The sequence below is a fragment of the Rhizobium sp. AC44/96 genome (assembly GCF_001692185.1).
Taxonomy (GTDB): Bacteria; Pseudomonadota; Alphaproteobacteria; order Rhizobiales; family Rhizobiaceae; genus Rhizobium.
The window spans coordinates 25,633-34,728 of record NZ_LXKO01000020.1; the positions used below are offsets into that span (position 1 = coordinate 25,633).

8 protein-coding genes are annotated in these 9,096 nt (G+C 64.1%); 1 reads left to right on the plus strand and 7 read right to left on the minus strand.

The features are described from left to right. Window positions 1-142 precede the first annotated feature (142 nt). A complete protein-coding gene (locus A6U87_RS17200; protein WP_065692519.1) occupies window positions 143-1,330 on the plus strand; it encodes a M20 aminoacylase family protein in 1,188 nt (395 codons plus the stop codon). A gap of 15 nt (window positions 1,331-1,345) precedes the next feature. Here A6U87_RS17200 and A6U87_RS17205 read toward each other — a convergent pair whose 3' ends face one another. The 7 genes from A6U87_RS17205 to A6U87_RS17235 form a co-directional block, all read right to left on the minus strand. Next, the gene (locus A6U87_RS17205; RefSeq protein WP_065692520.1) at window positions 1,346-3,124 is read right to left on the minus strand and encodes an adenine deaminase; all 1,779 of its coding nucleotides are present in this window, start codon (window positions 3,122-3,124) and stop codon (window positions 1,346-1,348) included. After that, on the minus strand, window positions 3,121-4,041 hold the full coding sequence (locus A6U87_RS17210; RefSeq protein ID WP_065692521.1) for a nucleoside hydrolase: 921 nt from the start codon (window positions 4,039-4,041) through the stop codon (window positions 3,121-3,123). Before A6U87_RS17210 ends, A6U87_RS17205 begins: the two co-directional genes overlap by 4 nt. Before the next feature lie 4 nt (window positions 4,042-4,045). Beyond that, a complete protein-coding gene (locus A6U87_RS17215; protein ID WP_065692522.1) occupies window positions 4,046-5,086 on the minus strand; it encodes an ABC transporter ATP-binding protein in 1,041 nt (346 codons plus the stop codon). Continuing rightward, window positions 5,079-5,858, minus strand: coding sequence for an ABC transporter permease (locus A6U87_RS17220; protein WP_065692523.1), 780 nt, complete (start codon window positions 5,856-5,858; stop codon window positions 5,079-5,081). The genes A6U87_RS17215 and A6U87_RS17220 overlap by 8 nt, the downstream gene beginning before the upstream one ends. Continuing rightward, window positions 5,855-6,697: an ABC transporter permease gene (locus A6U87_RS17225; protein WP_065692524.1), complete on the minus strand. Its 843-nt coding sequence runs from the start codon at window positions 6,695-6,697 to the stop codon at window positions 5,855-5,857. The genes A6U87_RS17220 and A6U87_RS17225 overlap by 4 nt, the downstream gene beginning before the upstream one ends. 72 nt (window positions 6,698-6,769) lie before the next feature. After that, window positions 6,770-7,792 (minus strand): ABC transporter substrate-binding protein, encoded by a 1,023-nt coding sequence (locus tag A6U87_RS17230; protein WP_065692525.1) that lies wholly within the window; start codon window positions 7,790-7,792, stop codon window positions 6,770-6,772. After that, the gene (locus A6U87_RS17235) at window positions 7,789-8,838 is read right to left on the minus strand and encodes a LacI family DNA-binding transcriptional regulator (RefSeq protein WP_065692526.1); all 1,050 of its coding nucleotides are present in this window, start codon (window positions 8,836-8,838) and stop codon (window positions 7,789-7,791) included. The genes A6U87_RS17230 and A6U87_RS17235 overlap by 4 nt, the downstream gene beginning before the upstream one ends. Between the last annotated feature and the right edge of the window lie 258 nt (window positions 8,839-9,096).

Consider the following 9,096-nt stretch of genomic DNA (forward strand, 5'->3'; position numbering starts at 1 on the left):
TACTGGCAGCCGAAGTTAGCTACGGCAAACACCTGTGGTCAGGTCTCCAGAGGTTGAACTTCGAGCGCTTTTATCTGATAAAAGGACCTTATCGCGGGCGCCGTTCTGGCGCCCGATTTGCATTTACAGGACATCCAGGCTCATGCGCATTCCCGCCCGGATCGAAAACGATCTGCCCTTCCTCACCGAACTTCGCCGCGACCTGCACGCGCATCCCGAACTCGGCTTCGAGGAGGAGCGCACCAGCGGCATCGTTGCGACGATTCTGGAAGAGGCCGGCATGAAAGTGCACCGGGGCCTTGGTGGAACGGGGGTCGTCGGCACGCTTCAGGTGGGCAATGGGACACGAACGATCGGGCTTCGTGCCGATATGGACGCACTGGCCATGCCCGAGGTGGCCGAGCGGCCATACAAATCCACGGTCGCGGGCAAGATGCATGCATGCGGTCATGATGGTCATACGACCATGCTGCTTGGCGCGGCGCGGCATCTGGCTGCGACGCGGGACTTTTCGGGCACCGTGCATTTCATCTTCCAGCCGGCCGAGGAGGGCCGGGGCGGTGCAAAACGCATGGTGGACGACGGCTTGTTCCGGCTTTTTCCCTGCGACGCCGTCTACGGTTTGCACAATATGCCGGGGCTTGCCGTCGATGAGATGGCAGTGGTCGAAGGTCCGCAGCTTGCTTCGTCCGATAGCTGGCGCGTGACGTTCCGAGGGACCGGCACGCACGGCGCCAAGCCACATCTCGGGCGTGACCCGATCACGGCTGCCGCGACGTTCCTGTCGTCGTTGCAGACGATCGTCGGCCGTGTTGTCGATCCGTTGCAGCCGGCGGTCGTCAGCGCCTGCTCGCTGCAGGCTGGCGATCCCAAAGCCTTGAACGTCATTCCGGATATCGTTGAAATCGGCGGTACCGCACGCGCCTATTCCGCCGAAGTGCGCGACCAGCTCGAAGAGGAGATCGGGCGCCTTGCCGCCGGCACCGCGACGATGTTCGGGATCGCGGCCGATTACCAGTTTGAACGTCGCATCCCTCCCGTGGTCAACGATCGGGATGCAACCGAGCGAGCGCTTGGTGCGGCGGTCGCAGTGCTCGGCGAAAAGGTACGGACCAGCTTTCCGCCATCTACCGCAGGCGATGACTTTGCCTTCTTTGGCCAGAATGCCGCGGGCTGCTACGTCTGGCTCGGCAATGGGCCGGCTGTGGATGGCGCCCTGCATCACAACACGGCCTACGACTTCAATGACCGGGCGATCGGACCGGGCGTCGCGTTCTGGACGACGCTTGTCGAGCGGGAATTGCGCGCCGTAGGTGACGGCGCGCCGTGATCTGCGGCCCAGCCGTCAGAGGATTTCCAGAACGGGACTTTCCATGACCTTGCCGGTTACAACATCCGCGATGCCGCGGTCTGTCTGATGCGGGCCGACATTGCAGGCAAGCGTCGCGCCGAAGCATGCCTTGAACACCAGGTAAGGTGGCTTCCAGTCAACGACTTGTTCCATCGCATTGCGGATGGCACGGAAGGTGGCGGCGGTCTCCTGCAATGGCGCCTCGGTGACGAGGCCGGAGAGCGGCAATGGCAGCAGCACCTTGATCTCACCGTCCTGCGCGACCGCCATGCCGCCGCCGGCCGCGATCACCGCGTTTGCCGCGATCGTCATATCGGTGACATTGCCGCCGAAGACGGTGAGGTTGTGGCTGTCATGCGAAACGGTGGTGCAGAAGGCGCCCCGCCATTCGCCCCACCCCGTGAGGAAGCCGACGCGCGGCCTGCCGTCCACCTTGCCATGGCGATGCGCGACGGCGATCATGGCACTGCCGGCTGGCGGAACGACAAAGCCGTTCTCGACGGCCGTTTCCGCCTCGCTCCATTGAGTGAAGCGCGGACGGTCGATCGTGGCGACGCGAACGCGGTGGCCCTCGGAGCGGATGCGGAAGTCGTCTTCGGTCAAGATGGGCAGCTTGACGGAGTGTTGGAGCGGCGTGCTTTCCAGGGCCGTGGCCTCTTGGCACATGGCGCCGTCACGCGATACCGCACGGCCACTGGCAAAGACCATCCGGGTCTCGAATTCGACCAGATCCTTGAAAAGGACGAGATCGGCGCGGCGTCCGGCCGCGACGAGACCGAGATCGGGGCGCTTCAGCCGTTGCGCGGCATTGAGGGTTGCGGCGCGCAGCGCCCATTCCGGCTTCATGCCGTAGCTGACGAGCCGGCGGATGACGTCGTCAAGTCCGCCGCAATAGTAGAGTTCGTCTGGAAAAACGTCGTCGGTACACAGCGTCACCGTCGAGGGTAGTTGGCCGATGCCGTTCAGCGCCGCCACGAACTCTCGCAGGAGGTGATCGTGGGAGCCGCGAAGCTCGATGGTCAGGCCCGCAGCGAGCTTTTGCAGGAGATCGGCGGCCGAGGTCAGCTCGTGATCGGAGGTGATGCCTGCCGCCATGAAGGCGTTGAGATCCGAACCCTCAAGTCCGCGAGCATGGCCGCAGACAAGTTTTCCTGAGGCAAGTCCGGCATTGACGATCGATGTCATGCGCGGATCGCCGTCGATGACGCCGCGCATGTTCATGACCTCGGCAACGCCGCCGATATCCGGCCAGCGCAGCATCTCGGCGATCGTGGACGCGCCAAAATCAGCGCCGGCGACTTCGAGGCCGGGTGCTGAGGGGACACAGGAAGGTGCCAGAAGGATCACGCGCAAGGGCAGTCCGCGCGAGGCCTCGATGGCCCAGCGAACGCCGTCGAGACCATGCACATTGCCGAACTCGTGCGGGTCCCATACGACGGTCGTGACGCCGCGCGGCAAAACCGCGGCCGCATATTCGGCTGGTGTCACCATCGAGCTCTCGACGTGCATATGCGTGTCGATCAACCCCGGCGCTATGATGCTGCCACGGGCGTCGATCGTCTCCTCGGCGTCCTTGCGGCTTTGCGGCGCGTGCACGCTTGCGATCAGCGGGCCGACGAGGCCGATATCGGCGTCACGGATCAGGCCGGTGACGACGTCGAGCAGCTGTCCACCCGTGATCAGCACGTCGAAGGGCGCATCGCCGCGCGCAGCGGCAACCGCGCGGGCGCGCAGCTTGGGATCGCTGAGGTCCATCGGTTCCAACTGGCTCATCGGGCGGCCTCCTGCTGGAGCGCGCCGAGGATGATGGCGCGGGCGGCCTCGCTGTCGATCTCGACGGCGTAGTCGGCGTTCGGCTTGGCGTGGGTGGCGCGGGTTTCGACCACGGTGCGGCCGCGCGTGAATTTGCCCTGCAGCTCGACGTCGATGCGCGCTGCCCGGAAGGTGACGATCTCGGGGTGAGCGAAGGCCACGGCGGCGCAAGGGTCGTAGATCGCCATGCCCAAGCGGCCACGGCTGGTGCCGATGCCGATATAGCCGTCGAGGAAATCGGCCAGTATCTCGGCGTTGGCGCCGCCTGCCTTGCGGATCGGGGCAACGTCATCGGGGACGGCGATGACCTTGCGGCAGAGGTCGAGATCGACCATGCGCAGCGGCAGGCCGGAGGCGATGACTATGGCGAGCGCCTCGGGGTCGGCCAGCGCGTTGAACTCGGCGGATGCGGTGTGGTTTCCAGCCGTGACGCCGCCGCCCATCCAGGTGAGCTCGGTGATGCGGGCGGCGAGACCGGGGCGGGCGAGCGCGAGAGCCGCGATGTTGGTCAGCGGGCCGAGCGCCAGGATGCGGTGCGGGCCGTCCTGCTCGAGCCAGTTGCAGAGTGCTGTGAAGGCGTCGCTTTCGGGCAGGGCGGGAGCGTCGGGCAGCGTCTTGCCCGATGTCGGGATGCCTGTTTCGCCGAGGATCGCCTGGGCGGTCTCGATCTCTCCAAGCACGGCTGAAGCGCGGCCGGAGTGGATCGGGAAGGTCCAGCTGAAGGCCTTTGCGGCGCCGGCGGCATTTCTGCTCACCTGCGGCAGCGGCGTGTTGCCGAAGACCAGCGAGATGCCTGCAATGTCGAGCTTGGCATGCGCCACGACCAGAATGGCGGCGATGTCGTCGAAGCCCATGTCGGTGTCGATCCAGACGCCCATGATATTACCTGTAGCGAGAGAGTGGGGCAGCGGCCGCGAGCGGCAGATCGAAGGCAAGCGTGGCGCCGATGGCGTGGCTCGGCTCGCCGGCATCGACCTCGGCTTTGATGGGGCCGAGCGGTGTGTCGAGCAGATATTCTCTGACGTTGCCGGCAAACGAGGTGCCGCGCACGGTGCCTTGGAAAGGACCTGAACCAAGGATCACCATGCGCGGACGCCAGGCCAGGCCCTTCACGGCATTTGTCGCGAGGGCGGGCGGCACTGGAGCGGAAAGCTCGACGAGTGAGTTGGATGTCGCGAGCTTGCCGTTTTCCAGCGCAAAGACGTTTTCGAAGCCGACGAAATCGGCGACGAAGGCCGAGACGGGCTTGTTGTAGATTTCTTCCGGCGTGCCGATCTGCTCGATGCCGCCGTTCAGCATCACGACGATCCTGTCGGCGAGCGCCAGCGCCTCGATCTGGTCGTGGGTGACGAAGATCATGGTGACGCCGGTTTCCTTCTGGACGCGCTGCAGCTCGGCGCGCATTTCCAGGCGCAGGCGGGCGTCCAGGTTGGAGAGCGGCTCGTCGAGGAGCAGCACCTTGGGCTCCATCACCATGGAGCGGGCAAGCGCCACGCGCTGCTGCTGGCCGCCGGAGAGTTCGCCCGGCTTGCGCGCGGCGAAACTGGCGAGGCCGACGGACTTGATTGATGCCGTGACCTTGCTGTCGAGATCCTGGCCGCCGACGCCCTTGAGGCGCAGGCCGAAGGCGACGTTTTCATAGACGGTCAGATGCGGGAACAGCGCGTAGGACTGGAAGACCAGGCCGACATTGCGCTTGTTGGCGGAGACGCGGGTGATATCGGCGCCATCGAGCGTGATGCGGCCGGAGGCGGGGTTGAGCAGGCCGGCGATGGAGCGCATCGTCGTGGTCTTGCCGCAGCCGGAGGGGCCGAGGAGGGCGACGAGCTCGCCCTTCTTGATCGAGAGATCGAGATCCTTCACCGCGACCGTATCGCCATAGGCAAGCGTCAGCTTGTCGAGTTGCAGATAGGTGTCAGACATAGCGAGAGAACCCCAGGAAGCGTTCGGCAAGGAAGACGATGCCGATGGAAAGAAAGGCGAGCAGCGCCGAAAGGGCGGCTATCGACGGGTCGTAGGTGGTTTCCATGTAGCCCAGCATGTCGATCGGCAGCGTGCGGACGCCCGGACCTGACAGGAAGAGCGAGACGGGAACCTGGTTGAAGCTGGTGACGAAGCCCAGAATGAAGGCGGCGAGAATGCCGCCGCGGATATTCGGCATGACAACGCGGAAGAAGGCGCCCGGGCGCGACGAGCCGAGCAGCACGGCTGCCTCCTCGATATCCGAGCGCAGGTTGTTGAGGCTGGCGGAGACGACGCGTACCGCATAGGGCAGCACCAGCGCCGTGTGCGCGAAGAAGAGCGCCAGCGTGATGTTGAAGCCGAAGGGGACGACCAGATGGCGCAGCAATGCCAGGCCGACGATGATGCCGGGCACGATGATCGGCAGCGAGACGATGGTGCGGATGGTCTCGCCACCCGGCAGCCTGTAGCGCGACAGGGCATAGGCGGCGGGGATGCCGAGAACGAGGGCGGCCAGCGTGCCGCCGACGGCAAGCAGCATCGACATGGCGAAGCTGTCGCGGAAGCTCTCGATGGTGAAGACCTTGGCGACCCACTTCAGCGACAGACCCTGCGGCGGGAAGGCGAGCGTGTCGCCCGCAGACATCGAGGCGGCGATGATGATCAGGAACGGGCCAATCAGGAAGACCAGCAGCAGGCCGAGGACAAGGGGGGAGAGGATGCGTGATGTCATCGTCCGTTCCTCCCCGTTCTGTTTCGGGCTGTCGCCAGGCGCTTCAGCAGGATGTTGGCGGCGAAGCTCATGACGATCAGCATGAAGGCGATGACGCTGGCGGCGACGAAGTCGTTGGCGACGGAGACCTGCTGGTAGAGCAGGGTTTCCAGCATCAGCACCTTGGAGCCGCCGAGCACGGCGGGGGTGATGTAGGCGGTGAGCGAGCCGGTGAAGACGAGCGTGCCGCCGACAACGATGCCTTCTCGGGTGAGAGGGAGGATCACCTTCCAGAACACCTGGAACCAGTTGGCGCCGAGCACGCGGGCGGCCGGAATGGCGTCCTTCGGCATGTTTTCGAGCGCGCTGATCAGGGAGAGGATCATCAGCGGCAGGAAGAGCTGCAGCAGGCCGATGAAGACGGCGGTCTCGGTGAAGAGCAGGCGCAGCGGGCTGTCGCTGAGGCCGAGGCCCTGGATCGCCTGGTTGACGATGCCCGTGCGGCCGAGGATGACGATCCAGGCATAGGTGCGGGCAACCGGCGAGATCATCAGCGGCAATGTCACGAGGCCGATCATCCGGCCCTTGCCCTTCGGCGGCAGGTTGACGATGGCAAATGCCGCCGCATAGCCGATGACGGCCGAGACAGCGGTGACTTCGAGGCCGAGCTTGAAGGTGCGCAGGAAGACCGTGCGGTTCAGCGATTGCGAGAAGAAGCCGGTATAGGCGCTGAGCGTCCAGCTGCCGTCGATGTGGAAACCTTCGGAGAGAAGGATGACGACGGGCAGCAGGAAGACCAGCGCGGCGAACAGGGCCGCGGGCAAGGCAAGCGCCAGGGCTTCCGTGCGGTTTTGAAACATGAGGCGTCTCTCAGAGCAATCGCATAAGGCGGCTCCAGCCGGTGCCGGAGCCATCCTGTGGGTGACTGGCCGTTACTGGCCGACCGTGTCGTTCCAATCCTTCAGCCAGCCGGCGCGGTTATCCAAGGCTGCGGCCGAGGGGATGAGCTTGAGGTTCTTTACCGTGTCCTCGCCGTAGGTGAGGTTGTTGGCGGCCTCGTCGGAGACCTTCACTTCCTTGTTGGCGGGGCTGTCGACCAGCTTTTCGGCGAGCTTGGTCTGGATCTCGGTGGAGAGCCAGAAATCCATGAACTGCAGCGCGAGGTCCTGGTTCTTCGAGCCCTTGGTCATGACCATGACGTTCATGCCGCCGGTCTGGCCTTCCTTGGGGGTTGCCCAGGATACGGGGACGTCGAGCTTGGTGAAGCCGGCCCAGGAGAAACGGCCGATCGGGGCTGCCCAGATTTCTTCCTGCTGCATCAGCTGCACGAGCTGCGAGGATTTTTCATAGAAGGTGACGATGTCGTCCTTCTTCTCGCCGACGGCTGCGATCGGCGCCTTCAGGTCGGGCGTGTCCTTGCCGAGTGCGAGGCCGAGCATGTAGAGCGCAGGCGGGCCCTGGTTGGTGGTGACATTGGGGAAGGCGACGTGGCCGACATATTCGGGCTTCAGCAGATCGGCCCAGCTCTCGATCTTCATCTTGTCGGAGCGGTAGGCGATCGAGGTGGCATAGAAGGTGTAGCCGACGCTCATGCCGTCGCCGTTCGGATCCTTGGCGAGGTCGTAAAGCTTGCCGAAATTGGTGAGCTTCGAGGTGTCGATCTTGTCGATCAGGCCCTTGCGGGTGGCCGACAGCGCATCGGCCATGGAGACGACGGCCATGTCGATAACGGGGTTGGCCTTATTGGCTTCCATCTTCGCCAGGCGCTCGACGCTGTTGCCGGTTTCGACCACCAGCTTGCAGCCACACTTCGCCTCGAAGGGGTCGTATACGATCGTCTTGAAGTCATCCTGCGCGAAAGCATAGACGGAGATCGTCAGCGTCTTCTGCTCCGCGTGGGCGCCGAATGGAGCCAGAGCCATAAATGCCGCGGAGGCAACGAGAGCTTTTTTCATTTCGGCAGTTCTCCGTCTGTAGGTGTTTTTGGCATGGGTTTGGATGGTCCGGACGACTGGCGGACAATCAGCTTCATGGGAACCCGGTCGATGTCGGAAGTAACGAGCTTGCCTTCGCGGGTGCCGCTCGTCCTGATCGTCTCCACAAGCGACGATATCGCGATCTCAGCAATCGTGACCATGTCCATGGCGACCGTGGTCAGGGCAGGGGTCACGACGGGAGACCAGATAAGGTCGTCGAAACCCGTCACGCTTGCGGCTGCGGGGACATCGATTCCATCGCGCTGCAACTCGGTGAGTGCGCGCAGGGCCTGCAGATCCGAAAGTGCCGCGAAGGCGGTGTAACCTTCGCGCACCTTATCGGCGAGGCCCAGGCTGCAGCCGCTGCCGCGTTCGCGCTCCAGCTTTTCGACCCAGAGGGTCGTCGCGCTCATGGCATCGCGCAGGCCCGAGCGGATGCCACCGGCGCGATCGTTCTGGACATTCGATTCCGGATTGTTGCCAATGATGAGGATGCGCTGGTGGCCAAGATCCGCAAGGTGCGAGGCAATGTCGCGTCCCCCCTGCCAGTGATCGGCTGCCACGGTGTTGCCAGGCGTCGAGGCGGTATCGATGACCGCAACCGGACAGCTCGCCGCGGATACGCGTGTAGCGCGGCGGGGTACGATGACCATGCCTTCGACGCCGCGTTCGACCAGCCGGTTAATGGCTTCGGTCTGGGCTGACACGTCGCCTCTGGAATCGGCGATCAGGACGCCATAGCCGGCGGCGGTGGCTGCGAATTCGATCGCCTGGGCAAGCTTGGGAAAGAGTGGATTGGCAATGTCAGGCAGCACAAGGCCAAGGACACCGCTGCGACCGGTGCGCAAGGCGCGTCCCGCCTGGCTTGGCACATAGCCGAGCTCGGCGGCGTGGCCCCGTATCTTTTCCGCCAGTTGTTCCGAGACGCGGCCCTTGCCGGACAGGGCATTCGATACCGTCGCGACGGATACGCCAAGCGACGTCGCTATCCTGCTCAGGTTCGGTCCCGGTCGCGTCTGGGCCATGATTTCCGATGTCGGTAGATTAATCGTTTAATCATTGCGTACATCAGCCCAGACGGCTTGTCGAATCCAAATTCAGGCTTTGCGCAATTTATCCTATCATCAGGGCCATTGCGCGAAATAAAAAGCCCCGCGAGGGCGGGGCTTTTATCATTCCATTGTTCAGCTTGCCTTCGGCGAAGGGGTCGGCTTCGGCGGGGCGACGGGCTTTCCACCTGGATTGTAGCCGCCGCCGATGGCGACGTTGAGGGCGACGAAGTC

What these genes read in the sequence shown, in the direction of transcription:
- A6U87_RS17220 (WP_065692523.1), bottom strand. Translation starts at nt 5,858, where the DNA reads ATGACATCACGCATCCTCTCCCCCCTTGTCCTCGGCCTGCTGCTGGTC.
- A6U87_RS17205 (WP_065692520.1), bottom strand. Translation starts at nt 3,124, where the DNA reads ATGAGCCAGTTGGAACCGATGGACCTCAGCGATCCCAAGCTGCGCGCC.
- A6U87_RS17235 (WP_065692526.1), bottom strand. Translation starts at nt 8,838, where the DNA reads ATGGCCCAGACGCGACCGGGACCGAACCTGAGCAGGATAGCGACGTCG.
- A6U87_RS17230 (WP_065692525.1), bottom strand. Translation starts at nt 7,792, where the DNA reads ATGAAAAAAGCTCTCGTTGCCTCCGCGGCATTTATGGCTCTGGCTCCA.
- A6U87_RS17225 (WP_065692524.1), bottom strand. Translation starts at nt 6,697, where the DNA reads ATGTTTCAAAACCGCACGGAAGCCCTGGCGCTTGCCTTGCCCGCGGCC.
- A6U87_RS17215 (WP_065692522.1), bottom strand. Translation starts at nt 5,086, where the DNA reads ATGTCTGACACCTATCTGCAACTCGACAAGCTGACGCTTGCCTATGGC.
- A6U87_RS17210 (WP_065692521.1), bottom strand. Translation starts at nt 4,041, where the DNA reads ATGGGCGTCTGGATCGACACCGACATGGGCTTCGACGACATCGCCGCC.
- A6U87_RS17200 (WP_065692519.1), top strand. Translation starts at nt 143, where the DNA reads ATGCGCATTCCCGCCCGGATCGAAAACGATCTGCCCTTCCTCACCGAA.